Annotated in this window: 14 protein-coding genes and 2 pseudogenes; 6 read left to right on the top strand and 10 right to left on the bottom strand. The window is 56.4% G+C overall.

Translation table 11 applies throughout. From position 1 onward, the window contains the following. The 4 genes and pseudogenes from ACR0DY_RS06785 to ACR0DY_RS06770 form a co-directional block, all read right to left on the bottom strand. Positions 1–330 (bottom strand): hypothetical protein (locus ACR0DY_RS06785; RefSeq protein WP_480897981.1); only part of this gene is annotated, 330 nt, incomplete at its 3' end. Positions 331–535: 205 nt separating this feature from the next. Then, on the bottom strand, positions 536–943 hold the full coding sequence (locus tag ACR0DY_RS06780) for a phasin, PhaP (RefSeq protein WP_480482927.1): 408 nt from the start codon (positions 941–943) through the stop codon (positions 536–538). 309 nt (positions 944–1,252) lie between these two features. After that, positions 1,253–1,435: pseudogene (locus ACR0DY_RS06775) on the bottom strand (IS6 family transposase); the annotation flags it as partial. 60 nt (positions 1,436–1,495) lie between these two features. Continuing rightward, positions 1,496–2,482, bottom strand: a complete 987-nt coding sequence (locus ACR0DY_RS06770) for a DUF3179 domain-containing protein (protein ID WP_480547654.1) — start codon at positions 2,480–2,482, stop codon at positions 1,496–1,498. Between the two features lie 820 nt (positions 2,483–3,302). Here ACR0DY_RS06770 and ACR0DY_RS06765 point away from each other — a divergent pair. After that, the gene (locus ACR0DY_RS06765; protein ID WP_480897979.1) at positions 3,303–4,718 is read left to right on the top strand and encodes a pyridoxal phosphate-dependent decarboxylase family protein; all 1,416 of its coding nucleotides are present in this window, start codon (positions 3,303–3,305) and stop codon (positions 4,716–4,718) included. Positions 4,719–4,975: 257 nt separating this feature from the next. Here the strand turns inward: ACR0DY_RS06765 and ACR0DY_RS06760 are convergent, their stop codons facing one another. From ACR0DY_RS06760 to ACR0DY_RS06750, 3 genes are read right to left on the bottom strand one after another with little or no spacing between them, the layout of a single operon-like run. Then, positions 4,976–5,566, bottom strand: coding sequence for an isochorismatase family protein (locus ACR0DY_RS06760; protein WP_480537497.1), 591 nt, complete (start codon positions 5,564–5,566; stop codon positions 4,976–4,978). Positions 5,567–5,584: 18 nt separating this feature from the next. Next, complete coding sequence (locus tag ACR0DY_RS06755; protein WP_480897976.1) at positions 5,585–5,731, bottom strand: pirin family protein; 147 nt, start codon at positions 5,729–5,731, stop codon at positions 5,585–5,587. A gap of 6 nt (positions 5,732–5,737) precedes the next feature. Beyond that, complete coding sequence (locus ACR0DY_RS06750; RefSeq protein ID WP_480897974.1) at positions 5,738–6,169, bottom strand: pirin family protein; 432 nt, start codon at positions 6,167–6,169, stop codon at positions 5,738–5,740. A 181-nt stretch (positions 6,170–6,350) separates the two neighbouring features. Between ACR0DY_RS06750 and ACR0DY_RS06745 the strand changes: the two genes are divergently transcribed. Continuing rightward, entirely contained in the window at positions 6,351–7,280 is a 930-nt protein-coding gene (locus tag ACR0DY_RS06745) for a LysR family transcriptional regulator (protein WP_170367323.1), read from the top strand. Positions 7,281–7,485: 205 nt separating this feature from the next. Here ACR0DY_RS06745 and ACR0DY_RS06740 read toward each other — a convergent pair whose 3' ends face one another. Next, positions 7,486–8,103: a GNAT family N-acetyltransferase gene (locus ACR0DY_RS06740; RefSeq protein WP_480473296.1), complete on the bottom strand. Its 618-nt coding sequence runs from the start codon at positions 8,101–8,103 to the stop codon at positions 7,486–7,488. 153 nt (positions 8,104–8,256) lie between these two features. Here ACR0DY_RS06740 and ACR0DY_RS06735 point away from each other — a divergent pair. Both ACR0DY_RS06735 and ACR0DY_RS06730 read left to right on the top strand, forming a co-directional pair. Then, positions 8,257–8,442 (top strand): annotated as a pseudogene (locus ACR0DY_RS06735) (hypothetical protein); the annotation flags it as partial. A gap of 121 nt (positions 8,443–8,563) precedes the next feature. After that, entirely contained in the window at positions 8,564–10,123 is a 1,560-nt protein-coding gene (locus ACR0DY_RS06730; RefSeq protein ID WP_480547656.1) for an acetolactate synthase large subunit, read from the top strand. A gap of 217 nt (positions 10,124–10,340) precedes the next feature. On the opposite strand, the gene ACR0DY_RS06725 is transcribed toward ACR0DY_RS06730, so the two are convergent. Then, the gene (locus tag ACR0DY_RS06725; protein WP_480473300.1) at positions 10,341–10,841 is read right to left on the bottom strand and encodes an RES family NAD+ phosphorylase; all 501 of its coding nucleotides are present in this window, start codon (positions 10,839–10,841) and stop codon (positions 10,341–10,343) included. Between the two features lie 151 nt (positions 10,842–10,992). Here ACR0DY_RS06725 and ACR0DY_RS06720 point away from each other — a divergent pair, with 151 nt between their 5' ends. Then, on the top strand, positions 10,993–12,534 hold the full coding sequence (locus ACR0DY_RS06720) for a M81 family metallopeptidase (RefSeq protein ID WP_480547658.1): 1,542 nt from the start codon (positions 10,993–10,995) through the stop codon (positions 12,532–12,534). Here ACR0DY_RS06720 and ACR0DY_RS06715 read toward each other — a convergent pair. Then, the gene (locus ACR0DY_RS06715; RefSeq protein WP_170387145.1) at positions 12,531–13,442 is read right to left on the bottom strand and encodes a LysR family transcriptional regulator; all 912 of its coding nucleotides are present in this window, start codon (positions 13,440–13,442) and stop codon (positions 12,531–12,533) included. The genes ACR0DY_RS06720 and ACR0DY_RS06715 overlap by 4 nt on opposite strands. 180 nt (positions 13,443–13,622) lie before the next feature. Between ACR0DY_RS06715 and ACR0DY_RS06710 the strand changes: the two genes are divergently transcribed. Beyond that, positions 13,623–15,203 carry an ABC transporter substrate-binding protein gene (locus ACR0DY_RS06710; protein ID WP_480482936.1) on the top strand — a complete coding sequence of 527 codons (1,581 nt, stop codon included), beginning with the start codon at positions 13,623–13,625 and terminating at the stop codon, positions 15,201–15,203. The last annotated feature ends 58 nt before the right edge of the window (positions 15,204–15,261 follow it).

Below are 15,261 nucleotides of genomic sequence, written 5' to 3'. Positions count from 1 at the left end.
AGAAACGCCGCTTGCTGCATCATCAGAACGCGGCGTAGATTGAAACTGCGGCGAGCCTGATCCTCCTAAGCCAATCAAACGCTCGTGTTCCAAATCATTCGATGACGGACAGGCAAGGACGGCCCAAACCAGACCTGCGTTGTACCTTCGGAACGCTGCAGCGCAGCCCGCATTGCCGACATTCGCTGCACCGCCAAAGTTTGGGTTGTCATAAACTAATAGTCTACGGGTTAACCAATCATTTATCCCTGTGGAACGAGCAACCGCTTCTTGACCAAAAAATTCCCAAAAGGATGACAGGATACGGATATCTTTTTCGACGGCGATCAATGGTTTCCCCCATCGGAGGCTTGTAAATAAGCGATATTCACGCCGCCTTTACATAGGGCTACGTTACATAGGTGCGCACCGGAGCATATCATACATAACGTTTCGATCCTCTTACACACGCGCATAAAGGGCAGATTCTTCAATCTGCCCTTCTCTATTGCACCAATTAATAAGAAACGGCGCAATTCTGTTCTCTTGTTCCGAATTAGGCTGCTAAGGCTTTCTTTGCAGCGGCGGATTCTTTGGTGATGTCTCTGCCGGCGGTCATCAGCAACTCGACAGTGTCTATCTGGGCTTTCTTGGCGATCTCGGCAAAAGCAAACATCATTTCAGTGGCGTCTTCGGTAGCGCCCGACAAAAAATCTGTGGCAGCTTTTGCGTACTCAGTTGGCTCCGCCTTGGCTTTTGACACTTCGGTCAGCTTGACAATGGTATCTTTGGTCCACACGCTGGAAATATCCGTTGATTTTTCAGCCGCTTCTAATGAAATGCGCGACAGTTTTTCGCTCAGCGATGTGGAAGTTCTGAACGCATTTTCGAAGACTGCGGCTTTGAGGGGAAATTCGCCCATCGCATCTTTCCAAATCGCTGTGAAGTTCTGGATTTTTTCCATTGTCTTAAGTCCTAGTGTCTTGCGGGCCCACCCCGCATTATCTCCAATTGAGATTTTATCCTTTCTGCGACACAGCAATGCAAGGAGATAAGTTTACGCTAGGGAAAGCAGTGGAACGGAAGCGTTTTCAAAAACTTGCTTGCAAGCAACTTAGTCTCCGACGCCGGCGTCAACGGCATGGAACCCGAATCGCTAGTATCACTGGCCGCGGGTGCTTGACCGGTGCTGTCAGACAAAGGTGCTGTCAGACAAATTCGAACCTGTCTCCGTTAGGCCAAAAGAACTGTCCTTTATACAGCACCAATATACAGCACCAAGTTTGCGCAACTCGGCAAGAGCGGCGGACCGTGTCAGCTTGAGGGTGTCTCGGCTGGTGAGCGATCTTTCCTGGTTGAAATGGTTTTAGACGGAGGAGTGGACGGAGGCGAATTTCAGCAAACTTCGCATACGCTTGAAACGTTGCATGGTGCGTTCTCTTCGTCGGAACGGCAGGGGCATTGCTAACTTGATTGCACGCGGCTGATGGCTGTCTGGCCCGCGTCCGTCAAGCGGTCATTTCGAGAGCGTACGTTCACCCCCGTCGGCCAGCATCCATCTGCCTTCCGGCCAGAAGGCGTGGAATGCAAAGGCGAACATGACATCATGGGCGATATCCTGTCCCGATGCGTTACGCACCCGGACTGAGCCTACATCGCGCCCCTTGGCGATGCGCCCGGTGTCGAGGGCCGAGGCCTGCCCCGCGCGCCAGGAGAGCGTTATCCCGGCCTCAGAGATCTCGCCCTCTGCTCTCAGCCTCTCCAGAGTCCAGGCTTTGTCGCCGACGCGGATCACGCGCGCCAGTGGGTTGATGCCATGGGGCGGGTTTTCACCGGAATAGAGAAAGGGCCGCGACAGGGTGTCATAGCCGCGATAAGGGTTGCGCCCATAGTCGCGAATATAGGCCGGTTCGTTCATCACCAGCCCATCCGGGTTACGGCTGCTGAACTCCTCCCAGCTTTCCATCCAAGTGGGCAGGGTCTTCAATTCGGTGCCTGTCAGATCGCCGACGATGGCCCGGCCGATGGCCTGCTGCCACCAGCTTTCAGTTTCGCGGTCATACATCAACATGTCGGAATGGCGCAGCTTACCTGAGACGCCGAATGTGAGCGTGCCCGCAGCGGTGCGCCGATCGAAGCTCATGCCGGAATTGCACAATGGGCAAAAGGTGACGGCCACCGGGATACCGCCGACGCTGTCATTCACGATCTCGTGCCATACCAGATAGCGTATCGGATAGGCTCGAGGCTCGGCCCCGTCGATCTCAAGCGTGATTACTGGCTCGCGTTTACCCAGTCTCGTTTCGTCAGAAACGCGCAGGAAATTGGGATCGCTGATCGCAGGGATTCCGTCCTTGGGCGGACCGCCGGACTGAATCTCGGACCAATCCGTGACCGCACTGCGGCTGAAATTGGTCTGCGGCCACTCAAGTTCCCAGCGGTCGGGGCTGGCGAGCGCTGTACCGGCGACGAAGAGAAAGGCGAACAGGACAGGACGGCGCATTGGAATCTCCGGTCGGGGGATGCGCAATCCTGACGGCTGGACACCTGTCTGCAAAGGGCTGGCACAGGAATGTGAAGAGAATTCATGCCTCCGGTATCAGGTTGCCCCCTCGGGGCGTCGGCAAACCAGGGTGGAGGCAAGGGCCGAGATTCCGGCTAGGGCCTGCCCCGCATGGTTCACTGCACCCCGAAACCGGCAAAGCGCCAGCACCGCAAAGCCCGACCGGGTCGTAAAAACTACGTTGCCCGTCCGTACCATGGGCCACGTTTGGAACTACCACCGCCGCCTCGTAATAGCGGATTGTATCGATTTTGGGCCCTGACCGGGAAGCGGCTTCCGAAATACGCACAAAGGATGCCCTCCAACCTCCAAAGCGGTACCGGCCTCAAGTAACTCAACGTCGAAAGGAAACTTGGAGAACGGCCCAGAGCCGACATCCAGGGCACCGCTCGGATGCCGCATCGGCAGCCCGCATTGCCGCCATTCGCTGCAGCCGCAAAATTTGACTTGGTTCGAACTCTCGGATCGCGGACAAAGTGGACCTATCGAGTTCAAGGCGCGATCAATACTTCGCCCTCAATTTCCATTGCAAAGCCAAGCGGCAATCCAGACACGCCTAGCCGACATTCGTCACAACCCGCCGCCGCATGCAGCGGTCGCCAAAGCGGCCATTAGCAACCAGATGCAGCATTTCTATCCAACCAATGCCTCGGCCGGTACGAAACGCTCTTTGGCCACATGTAAACAAAGGCATTCCGGTGCAATCCATGCAACCTTCCCACGGATAGTATTCTGGTAGCGGGTATTTGAGATGGGACGAGTGCGGCGAGGTTTGAGTGAAGGGCAGGCGCAAGCTTTAGAGGCGGCCTTCAAGGCAGCCAAAACCTACCGCGAGGAACTGCCAAATGGGCCGGCCCGGCCTGTCTTGGGACTTGGTGAAGCTGCCAGCCGCTTTTTGGGCCCTCTTCCTGAAACGGGGGTGCCGGAAAGTGAGGTAATCGGGGACATCGTGCAACTTTCTGAAGGCGGTCTGCACAAAATGGCGGGGCCGACTTTCTTCGGCTATGTCCTCGGCGCGTCGCATCCCGTCGGTGTAGCCGCCGACATTCTGGTATCAGCCTGGGGGCAGAACGCGGGCTCATCTTTTGAAACGCCTGCAATAACCGGAATGGAGCGCGCTGTTTGCAACTGGGTAATAGAGTTGCTGTCACTGCCGCCCGAAAGCGGAGCCGGTCTTGTGACCGGCGGCACAGTGGCAAACATGGTTGGCGTCATGGCCGCACGCAATGCGCTGCTGGCTGCCCAGGGGTGGAATGTTGAAGCTGACGGGCTGTTTTCGGCACCCGAGATTCCCGTTTTGATCGGGCAGGATGCGCATTCCGCCCCATTCGCTGCCCTGCGTTATGCTGGCTTTGGCGCGGGCCGGACAAACATCGTCACGGCGGACGGCGAAGGGAGGATAAAGCCGGATGCGTTCCGGGCTGCCCTGGACAGCTGCAGCAGCCCGCCGCTTGTCATCCTGCAGGCAGGTCAAATAAACACCGGCGCCTTCGACCCGTTTGCCGAGCTCATCCCAATGGTGCGCGAGCGGAACGGCTGGGTTCATGTGGATGGTGCTTTCGGGCTCTGGCTCGCTGCTGTACCCGAACTGGCAAACCGGTTGGAGGGGGTTGCTGAAGCGGACAGTTGGGCGATTGACCTGCACAAGTGGCTTAATGCTCCATTCGATGCTGGCATGGTTATCGTGCGCGACCGGGCGCCGCTCGTTGCGTCAATGTCTGCCCGCGGCGCCTATCTCCCGGAAACAACAGAGCATTGGGAACCAAGTGATTCAACGCCGGAACTCTCCCGACGTGCAAGAGGTGTCCCGAGCTATGCGATACTTCGGCACCTTGGCCGGACGGGAGTTTGCGAACTGGTAGCACGCCATTGCCACCTGGCGGAGCGAGTTGCCCGAACGGTTTCGAACGAGCCCGGCCTGACAGTTCTGAACCAGATCCACAGCAATCAGGTCGCAATCTGCTGCGGCGAGGGGCCGGATGGCAACGATCTGACCATGCGGGTCCTGCAGCGCGTTCAAGACAATGGAAAGGTATACCCTACCCACGGCGAATGGGCGGGTCGGAAGATCATTCGAGCCTCTGTAATCGGATACGATATGAGGGAAGAGGATGCTGATCTTCTGTCATCCGAGATCATTGAAGCTTATCGTCTTTGTGCTGCTGGCGTTCTCTGATTTGGCCAGAAATTTTATTGCTGCAGTCAGGCATTAATGAGCTTCAATGGGCTCGAATGGGCCATTCGGTGTCACTGCGAGCAACCCTTCGACCCGCCTGGCACCCCCTGCGCAGCCGGCCCATTGCAGCCGTTTTCAAGCTCCTTTTTTTGCCTGATCGGGAGCTTTTTCTCGAAGTTGGCAACACCTGCGAAGTTCAATGGCCGCCCCATGAATGAGGCGGCCGCTCTCGCATTACTTTCAATGAGGCAGAGAGCCTATCCGCGGCTCAGGATTTCCTCGCCGAGGATCTGCATGATTTTCTGTCCGGCCTCGCTGGCCCAATTGACCGAAAGTTCCGCAAGCAGCGCGCTGGTTGTGGTGAGCTCGACACCGCCTCGCTCCATTTTGCGGAACGCCATCTCATCCGTCAGCGCAGTGGGAGACCCGGAAGCATCAACCACTGCGGTCACGGCAAAGCCCTCTTCGGCGGCACTGATCGCAGGCGGGGCAAGACACACGTCAGTGGTTATGCCTGCCATGATGAAATGCCTGCGCCCGGTGTTGCGGCAGGCAGCGGCAAAGGCGCTGTCATCCCAGCAGTTCACCACGCCAAGGCGCTTGATCCGCGCGGCGAAGGCATCCGGGGCAATCTCTTCCAGCGCGGGCATCAGCGGCCCCTGCATGTTGTCTTCCATACTGGAAGTCAGCACCAGCGGCATGCCAAGCGCCGCCGCCGTCCGCGCCAGGGCCCGTGTGTTGGCTTCGATCAGATCGCGGTCAACGGACTTTGCCCAGTTCATGGTGCCAACCTGATGGTCGATCAGAACAATGGCTGCGTTTTCGGGGGTCACTTTTTTGGAGGTCATGTTGATGTCCTTTCCTGGTTAAGAGATTTCGGATGCGGGCAGTTCGAAGATCAGGAGCTCAGCGCCGGCTGCAGCCTCAACCGCCACGTCCCCGGCACGGAGCAGTCCCAGCCCATCCCCTTTCCTGAGGGCGCGGCCGGCAGCAGTTGCCTCGCCTTCGATCATAAAGATTTAGAGGCTGCGGTCAGGGCTGGACGGGCTGAAGTTCAGCACGCTGCGGCGGTCGAAGTTGCCGTAACTAAGGCGCACCTCCTGCTGCACGACAAGTGAGTCCTCGGCGCCGTCTGGCGACAGCACCAGCTGGAACCGGTTGCTGTGGTCCGAGGTTTCCAGCTCCTTGCTGGAATAAGTCGGCGCCAGGCCTCTGGCCCGCGGCTCGAACCAGATTTGCAGCGCACGCATTGGCTTCGTCCGCGAGTTGTTCACCTCGTTGTGCAGGATGCCTGTACCGGCGGTGATCACCTGAAGACCTTTCGACTTCACAGTACCGTTGTGAACGGGCACCACCGGATCGATATGCGAAACCTCTCCGCTCACCATGAAGGTGACGACTTCGACATCCCGGTGCGGATGCAGGCCAAAGCCTTGGGCGCCCTTCTGCAAGGTGCGGCTTGAACGACAGATGCGCCTGCATGAAGCCGAAGTCCTTGAACTCACGGGTCGCGGCGGGGTGATAGACCATCTCCGTCTGCATTTCTCATCTCCTGGCCTGTTCGCTGAGATAGAATTTAGGGATCTCATTCGTTCTGGAAAATGATCTGTTTGTTAACTACTGTTCGGATTTATGAACGATAGATTCTATTCCTGCGCCAAGGCCCTGGTGGCCACTGTGCGCGCCGGGTCGATGAGCGCGGCAGCTGCGGAGCTGAACACCACGAAGTCGGCGATCAGCCAAAAGCTGGCGCTGTTTGAAGCCGAATTGGGGCTGGTCCTGCTGGACCGGTCTGGGCGGGCGGTGGCCCCGACCGCGGCTGGGCGCAGAATTTTCGAGATTTGCGCAGGCCCGGTGGATGTAGCGCTTGAGGCCGAGGCGCAGCTTGGCTTCGTCCGAAGCGGGAAGATTGCAGGACGGGTGTCAGTCTCAGGACCCAACAGTCTTCTTTGCACCGTGCTTGTCCCGCTTCTGGCAGGCCTTCGGTCCCGCTACCCGGCTATCGAACTTGAATTGCATGCCGATGATTCAAAATCGGATTTTGCGGCAGAGGACATAGATCTGTCCTTCAGAACCGGCCCTGCAGATAAAAGGCGGTTTATTTCGGCTGCCCTGCCGTCCGCGCAGCGCGCGCCTCTTGCCAGCCCGGCCTTTGCAGAATGGATGCCCCGTCTCTCTCGGCCTGCTGATTTGGCCAGGTTGCCCTGTGTATTGCGCACCCAAGAATCCGGCAAATGGGCGTTTCGAAATAAGGAAGGGCAACAGGAGATCATCGAGCCGACGATCGGCCTGCGCGTCAATTCGATGGAGCTTGCATTTGCAGCTGTCCTTGCCGGGCAAGGAGCAGCACTGCTCCCGTCCTTACTGACAGAGGTGCATATTCAAGCTGGCAATCTCGTGCGCCTGATCCCTGACTGGTCTGCCGATCCAGTGGCACTGACTTTGCTTTGCCGTCCTGAACGTTTGGCTGCTCCCCAGGTTGCGGCGGTACGGCGCCATATCCTGGATGCATGCGGCAACAACGGCTTCCTGGGGACAGAGCTTCAATACGAGAAAGTCTAACAGCTTACCAAAGGTCGGTTTGGCACCGTGACGATTAGGCCTGCCTCCCTCCAAGTCAGCCGATAGGAACGGCCCATAAGAGACATTCATCGCAGTCACTGGTGCCGCAGTGCGGCTTCACCAGACCGGCCATTCGCTACGGACATAAATATCCTGAAACTGCCGAACTCACAGATTGCAGACAATGCAGCCGTTTGATCTACCGCTATTGGGCGGCTCGAAACATCGGAAACAGGGGTGGGGCTTGGTCGGCTTTGATTAGACCCATCTCTTGGAAACCATAGCGCTTATACAGCGATAGATTTGTAGGGTTTGTCGACTCTAAGTAAGCAGGTCTTCCATCTTCATCACAACGTTTGAGGCAGCATTCAAGCAACGCGGACCCCAATCCTTTTCCTTGGCGAATTGGATCGACCGCAATAAATGCTAAATGCCAGCAATCCTCATCGGGATGATAATTGTCCATCTGCCCGAAGGTTTCGAACAACGCATCATGCTTTTCTGGTGAGACCGTCTGCTCAAAACAGGCGACAAGCCGTTCTTCGTCAGGGTGAATGCTTGGCGGAAGCCAAAGTGCGCCAGCAGTGAAATCATCGTTCCGAAACGCGCTACCCTGTTCAAATGCACGCCCGCCAAAGAAATCCATTACTCGCGGGAAGTGGGTAAGGAAATCGGCAGGTTCAGGATACAGCCAACGCATGAACGGGTCCGCAGAAAATCCAAGAGCAAGTCCGCTTAACAAACTTTCTGCTTCACTTCGGGTTGATGATCTAAACATGAAATTACCTTTGGTCGTTACACCTCGATTTTCACGTTTCAGCATGTGGGCCGCAAATACTTGTTGTCAAATGCGCAATTTATTGTCCTGCTCAAGCAACGATGGATGGCTACGTCGAGCTCCCAGCAGGCCTCTGAGGCGACGCAGCATCCTGTAATATTGTTTCTCGTCAATGTCGGGTTGTCGTTGTGGGAGGGCATGGCGGATCGGAGGATCAGTCATGGAAACTCAAACATACCTGCCGTTCGCGCGCTTCGCCCAACCTGGAACAAAGGACGTATCGTCGGTCAGAAGCGGCCGCCAAAACCCAAGCATGTCTGGGCGACCCGAGTTCGACTTGAACTGGCCGAAAACCACCGCGATTTCGCGTTGTTCAACATGGCATGTCTTACGGGCGAGGGCAACGATGACGATTGACGACCTGCACATCATCGAAAGCTTTTTCAGTTACTTTTAGATTGTCTCTCCCATAAAGTTCGTTGAAATCAGAGTTGGCGGTGATCGAATGAATGGCGCAGAATCGTTAGTCAAAACCTTTCTTCACAATGGTGTGGATACGGTTTTCGCCAATCCAGGCACGTCTGAAATGCACTTTGTTGCGGCTCTTGATAGACATCCCGAGATGAACTGTGTTCTGTGCCTGTTCGAAGGTGGAACGACGGGCGCCGCTGATGGCTATTACCGCATGAAACGGGACGTCGCCGGCACTCTGCTGCATCTTGCACCGGGGCTAGGCAACGCATTTGCCAATCTACACAACGCCCGAAAATCAGGGTCCGGGATCGTGAATGTGGTGGGAGATCACGCAACACATCACCTGCGCTATGAAAGCCCACTCAGAGGCGACATTATTGGCGTAAGTCAGGCCATAAGCCATTGGACACGAGTTTCTGATCAGGCCACAAGCGTCGCATCGGACGGGGCCGCAGCCATCCAGGCCGCCCGATCTCAAAACGGCCAGATCGCCACTCTTGTTCTTCCCGCCGATACTGCTTGGGATACAGCGACTGGCCCTGCGACGAATAGCATTCTGGCCCAACCACTTCATCGCCCGTCCTTGGAAGGCATCGAGGCCGCAGCCATGCGTCTGAAGACTGCAAACGCGGCTTTGATGATAGGTGGTTCCGCGCTTTTTGGTCCACTTCGTGTACTGGCTGGAAAAATTTCCGTCAAAACCGGATGCCGCCTGTTGGCGGATACTCTAATCCCTCGAATTTCGAAGGGGGCCGGGGCTGCCAAATTGGATCAACTTGTGTATCCAATTGCACCCAAGATCGCTCAGCTAGAACAGACATCGTCAATCACTTTGATCGGCGCCGACCAACCCGTTGCCTTCTTTGCATACCCGGGCAAACCGAGCACACCCGAGCCCGCCGGTTGCACGGTTTCAAGCCTGTGTGCTCCGACGGATGATATTGCCTGGACTCTTCAAACACTGGCAGATGCGGTTGGTGTTTCGAGCAAGACACAGCTGAACACATACGCTCTCGACCTGCCTCCAATCCCAACCGGAGATCTCACCCTAGCGAAAGTCGGCCAAGCGTTAGCGGCCCTCATTCCCGAGAATGCTATCGTTTGCAATGAATCCGTGACGTCCGGGTTTCACGTCATTCCTCCGACTGCAACCGCGCGACCACATGACTTGCTTGGGGGAACCGGTGGTGCGATAGGGCTTTGCCTACCGTGCGCAACCGGCGCAGCAATTGCATGTCCAGATAGAAAAGTAATTGCTCTAACAGGCGATGGATCAGCCATGTATACGTTGCAATCTTTGTGGACGATGGCACGCGAAAGCCTGGACGTTACGGTGATTGTTTTTGCAAACCGCGGCTATCAAATCCTTCGAGATGAGCTGGCAAATGTCGGTGTTGAGAGTTTTGGCAAGAATGCGGAGGCAATGTTTGATGTGGAAAACCCAACGCTTGATTGGGTTGCGCTCGCTAAAGGGCATGGGGTTCCCGGAATACGAATTGAAGACACCGATAGCTTTGCAAAAGCCCTTTCCGCGGGGCTATCACGTGACGGCCCTTCCTTGATCGAAGTCATGTGCCCGCCAGCATCTTGAACACAAATTCTTTTTGAAACGGGCGGCCCAAAGCCGCCTTTCGTTACCCAAAGCGAAGCTACATTTTGGCACTGAAAGCAGACTGTCACGAGCGCTCAAACAACATGCAAAAAAATGTCATTGGCGTGCCAGAAGAGAACTCATGACAATGTCCTCCACACAGCCAATTTTCGCGATGACCATAATTGCGAAATGATAGTTGGTCGCACCTTAAACGTCACCGATAATCCGGCAGGACGGAAACCGGCTTCACTTCACTACGCCGAAACACGCCAGGTGCGCCTGGCTCGCTCCATCGAAATAAAGTTATGTGCCAAAGACCCGGACGCCTTCGCGAAGGGTCAATCAACCCGATATGCCGATCTGTTCTAAGCCGATCAGCAGCGAGCCATGAAGACGGCTCTCCGCCCGCAGCTAAGAGTTTGCGCCAGGGCTGACTGGCGAGTGCATAGATATCCGCGGCTTCGGGGCTGCGCAGATCGAATAACGCACATCGTTCCACCTCGAAGGTCAGCACAACCCGCGGGCGATCATCCTTCCTAACGTCCTGACCAATAGCGACTTTTGCGCTTTCGACATCAGGGCTCAGATACAAAGCGTCCTGCCCCCGGCGATTGAACCGGGCGGGTGGGCGATCCGGTGCGCCGCGCATGAGGTGAACGTCTGGGTCATCGGCCCAAACAATCTTTACGAATTCTCCGGAAACTTCTGTCAGCATAACGGGTGGCACTGATCGTTTGCGCGTCGCGTTATAGGAAAGACGCAAGGCGGCAGTGGTTTTCCTAGAACAGAGAAGACGCATGATATCTTGATTGAAATCACTTACTCATGTTTCCTCGCACTGTGTTGCATTTCCAAAGGCCTCTCGCATGACGGCTCCAAAGATCGCCCTCCTTGGCGCAATTCTCGAGTCAAATCGCTTTGCACCCCCGGCTGATTTGTCAGACTTTAAGTCTCTGACATGGCTTACAAGCGATGCTTTGATATCTGAAGCCAGATCCGCGACACCAAAGCTGGCAATAGAATTTGCGGCCTTTGTCCGGGCGATGGATGCTACGGGCGACTGGACGCCGGTACCCTGTATCTTGGCAGCCAGCCATCCCGCAGGTCCAGTACGAAAAACCGTGATCGAAGAGATCATGGTGACTTCGGAAGACATGCTTCGCTCAGCTGGCCCTGTCGACGCAGTCTACATCTGCAATCACGGCGCGATGGTTGCCGAGCACGACCACGACCCCGACGGTTTGTTGATGTCACGCATTCGGAGAGTTGTCGGACCGGACGTACCTGTCATCGCGACACTCGATTTGCATGCAAATATCTCACAACGGATGGTCGATGCCTGTGACCTGATCGTCGGCTATCGGACCAATCCTCACGTCGATCAAATAGAACGTGGCGAGGAAGCCGCCTTTTCGTTGCGCCGGGTTTTGGCGTCGGGCGTCCGGCCCCAAACCGCGCATGTTAAACTGCCTCTTGTTCCGGCATCCGTGACCCTGCTAAGTGCCGAGCACCCGTATGGCGCGCTGATCGACCATGGTCAGCGACGACAAGCCGAAGGTCGAGGTGAGATTCTAAACGTATCGATCTTCGGTAATTTTCTTTTCTCCGACACGCCCGACAACGGTCTGAGCATCGTTGTCACCGCGCGTGAGGACCAGAAGGCGGCCAATGCACTGGCGGAAGAATTGGCAGACATGGCCTGGTCATTGAGGAAGGATTTCGTTCGGAAACTGACATCCGTGACGGAAGCGATCTCAATTTCCGCTGACCAAGCGCGCACGCCTGTGATTTTCTCCGATGCCGGTGACAATCCTGGTGGCGGCGGCAGTGGCAGGACGACGGAACTGATAGCCGCTCTTCATGCGGCAAAAGTCGAAGAATGCCTATTCGGTTCCTTTTGTGATCCGGAACTTGCGAACGAAGCCCATGGCATCGGTGTCGGCGGCAAATTCAGGGCACGATTCAACCGGTCTTCCGATTCCAGCGCTTTCTGGGCGCAATGGGATGTGCCTTTTGAGGTGGATGCAGAGGTCTTGGGTCTCCATAATGGAGATGTGGTAGGTGAACTGGGCATGACGGCTGGTCGGAGATTGGCCCTAGGGCCATCCGCTGCGCTTCGTATTGGTGGTATCACCGTGGTGGTGATCACCGATCGCACACAGACTGCCGACCCCGTGTTCTTTCATATGTTCGGGCTGGATATTGCGTCTGCCCGGACTGTTGTTGTGAAATCCCGAGGCCACTTTCGGGCCGGGTTTTCCAACTGGTTTGGGCCAAACCAGGTATTTGAGGTCGACACGGGCGGGCTTACGTCGCCAGTTCACGACCGCTGGCCGTTTGCGAATTTGCCACGACCGAACTTTCCGATGGACGTCGACACCTCGTGGTCGGCTAAGATGCTGCGCTAGACGGGCTCTGAGTATTTGTCCTGCGGCGTCGTCAACTTGACAAATTGCATGAACTGGCGGGCAAGCTGAGAAGGTGGCCTGCCTGATGGAAGTACAAAGCTCGTGTCATAAAAAATGGCGGCGTCAAATGGCCTGACGACGACACCTTCCATCCCTGACGACAACAACGGGAAGGGATTGATCAGCGTCACGCCCAAACCCTCGCGGACGAGCTCCAGTGCGGCCATGTTCGTTGCCGTTTCTGCGACTTGTTTCGGCCGAATTCCAGCGCGCGCAAAGATCTTTTCGGTGATCGCTCGCGTCCCCAGCCTTCGCAGAAACTCGATCAGCGCGACGCCTTCAAGGTCGTGCGGCGTCACCACTCGTTTTTCCGATAGCGGATGGTTGCTCGGCATGGCGCAGACCACCTGACTGCGGCGCCAAGGCATGAGATGAACACCCGTTCGTTGGATCATCGCACTCGTCAAACCAAGATCATAGCGGAGGTCGAGAATGCCGGCGACCAGCACGTCCGTGGCCTGAATATCCAATTGAAGCTGCTTTCCTTCATTCTTCTTGAGAAAACTGGCCACCCTGGAGATGACAAAGTGATGTGCCAGAGTCGGCGGCACGATCAGGCGTAACGGCTCGTTATCCGGAGTAGCCCATTCTGCGCCCTCAATGTCCGCCAGCGTCTCGAAAATTGGGTCCAGTTTTTCGTTGAGACGCAAGGCTTCGTCTGTTGGGTCGATACGTCCCGATCGCCGGAGAAAGAGCGATCGCCCAACACGGGCCTCGAGTTGTGACAAGGACCGGCTCACGGCAGACTGCGAAATCCCGAGACGCCGCGCGGCGCCGATGGTTGTCCCAGTCGTGATCACGGCTCTTAGCGACTCGAACTCGCGCAGTCTGTGTCTGTGTTCCGTCATGCTACATTACTCCCCCGGTACGAGCGGCTGAACATCCAAACTCTTGGATTGGTCTATGCAAAGTCGCATAGCAATAAGTATTGGCAATGATTTTTGCGGTAGCTAGTTTTTTTTATAGGGCGCGGGATCGGCCAAAGATTCGCCCATTCACAAGCGCCAAACAAACAGGGAGTCTTTTTGATGAGGAAACTCACATCTGCGACAGCCGTCGCTGTCAGCATTTTGGCTTTCGGCGCCGGTGCTGTTTCGGCCGAAAAACTAACGATCGGCCTCGCTTCGGAGCCGACGTCACTCGATCCGCATTTTCACAACCTGGGTCCGAACAACGCGATGTCCGTGCACATCTTTGACCGGCTGATCGCGCAGGATGAGAAGCAGCGCCTATCGCCGGGTCTTGCCGTGTCATGGGAGCCGATTGATGAATTGACTTGGGAGTTCAAGCTGCGTGAGGGCGTAAAGTTTCACGACGGAAGTGACTTTACGGCGGACGATGTAGTCTGCACCATGGCGCGCGCGCCGGACGTACCGAACTCTCCATCGGGATACGGCACCTATCTTAAGGGTAAGGAAGTCGTCAAGATCGATGACTACACGGTGCACTTCAAAACGGCCGCACCTTATCCGTTGATGGGCAACGACATTTCCACGATCCCTGTGATCTCAGAAGTGGGCTGCGAAGCAACGACGGAAGACTTCAACGCGGGTACGGCCGCCATCGGCACAGGGCCGTTCAAGTTCCAAAGTTACACGCCGGGTGAAAGCATCGTGCTGGTACGGAACGACGAATACTGGGGTGATGCACCGATCTGGTCCGAGGTGGAATTCCGCCCAATCACGTCCGGTCCGAGCCGTGTTGCATCGCTTCTTGCCGGTGACGTCGACATGATATCGGGCGTTCCGACGACCGATATCACAACACTTAAGGGCAACGATGGTATCCAGCTGAGCCAGGGCGTGTCCAACCGAGTGATCTATCTTCACATGGACCAATTCCGTGAGGATTCACCCTTTGTGAAGGCCAACGGTGGTGGCGATATAAAGAACCCGCTCATGGACGTCCGAGTCCGGAAGGCGATCAGCATGGCGATCAATCGCGACGCGATCGTTGAGCGTGTCATGGAGGGGGTTGCGCTGCCCGCTGGCCAGCTTCTGCCCGAGGGATTCTTTGGCGTGTCCGACAATCTGGACGTCGTGGCTTATGACCCGGACGGTGCTAAAGCACTTCTGGCTGAAGCCGGTTATCCCGATGGATTTGAAATGACAATCCATGGGCCAAATGACCGCTACATCAACGACGCCAAAATTGCCGAGGCAATTGCGCAAATGTTGACCCGTGTGGGCATCAAGACAGCAGTCGAAACAATGCCGCGTTCGGTATACTTTGGACGCGCGTCCAAAGGCAGCCCGGAGGGTCTGCCGGAGTTCAGCTTTATCCTCGTCGGATGGGGCGCGGGGTCCGGCGAAGCGTCCTCGCCTCTCAAATCGCTGATCCACACCCATGACAAGGATGCGGGCTTTGGATCATCGAACCGTGGCCGGCACTCGGATGCTGAAACCGACGCGTTGATCGAAGAAGCCCTGCGAACAGTCGATGACGCAAAGCGGCAGGAACTACTCGCCGCGGCGACAGAGCGCGCGATCGAGAACGTGGCGATCATTCCGACGCACTTCCAGGTCAACACCTGGGCGGCCAAAAAAGGTCTGAGCTACATCCCTCGGACCGACGAATACACTCTCGCGACAGGCGTCGTGAAAGAGTAATCGCAATGCATCCGGGCCGCCTTCGCAGCGGCCCGGAGCCTTTGCCCAGGGAATGTCC

The organism is Ruegeria sp. O6 (genome assembly GCF_056535045.1).
Note: the sequence above shows the minus strand (reverse complement) of the source record. Positions and strands in the feature narration are given on the sequence as shown.

What these genes read in the sequence shown, in the direction of transcription:
- ACR0DY_RS06720 (WP_480547658.1), top strand. Translation starts at nt 10,993, where the DNA reads ATGACGGCTCCAAAGATCGCCCTCCTTGGCGCAATTCTCGAGTCAAAT.
- ACR0DY_RS06745 (WP_170367323.1), top strand. Translation starts at nt 6,351, where the DNA reads ATGAACGATAGATTCTATTCCTGCGCCAAGGCCCTGGTGGCCACTGTG.
- ACR0DY_RS06730 (WP_480547656.1), top strand. Translation starts at nt 8,564, where the DNA reads ATGAATGGCGCAGAATCGTTAGTCAAAACCTTTCTTCACAATGGTGTG.
- ACR0DY_RS06710 (WP_480482936.1), top strand. Translation starts at nt 13,623, where the DNA reads ATGAGGAAACTCACATCTGCGACAGCCGTCGCTGTCAGCATTTTGGCT.
- ACR0DY_RS06760 (WP_480537497.1), bottom strand. Translation starts at nt 5,566, where the DNA reads ATGACCTCCAAAAAAGTGACCCCCGAAAACGCAGCCATTGTTCTGATC.
- ACR0DY_RS06770 (WP_480547654.1), bottom strand. Translation starts at nt 2,482, where the DNA reads ATGCGCCGTCCTGTCCTGTTCGCCTTTCTCTTCGTCGCCGGTACAGCG.
- ACR0DY_RS06715 (WP_170387145.1), bottom strand. Translation starts at nt 13,442, where the DNA reads ATGACGGAACACAGACACAGACTGCGCGAGTTCGAGTCGCTAAGAGCC.
- ACR0DY_RS06755 (WP_480897976.1), bottom strand. Translation starts at nt 5,731, where the DNA reads ATGATCGAAGGCGAGGCAACTGCTGCCGGCCGCGCCCTCAGGAAAGGG.
- ACR0DY_RS06740 (WP_480473296.1), bottom strand. Translation starts at nt 8,103, where the DNA reads ATGCTGAAACGTGAAAATCGAGGTGTAACGACCAAAGGTAATTTCATG.
- ACR0DY_RS06780 (WP_480482927.1), bottom strand. Translation starts at nt 943, where the DNA reads ATGGAAAAAATCCAGAACTTCACAGCGATTTGGAAAGATGCGATGGGC.
- ACR0DY_RS06725 (WP_480473300.1), bottom strand. Translation starts at nt 10,841, where the DNA reads ATGCTGACAGAAGTTTCCGGAGAATTCGTAAAGATTGTTTGGGCCGAT.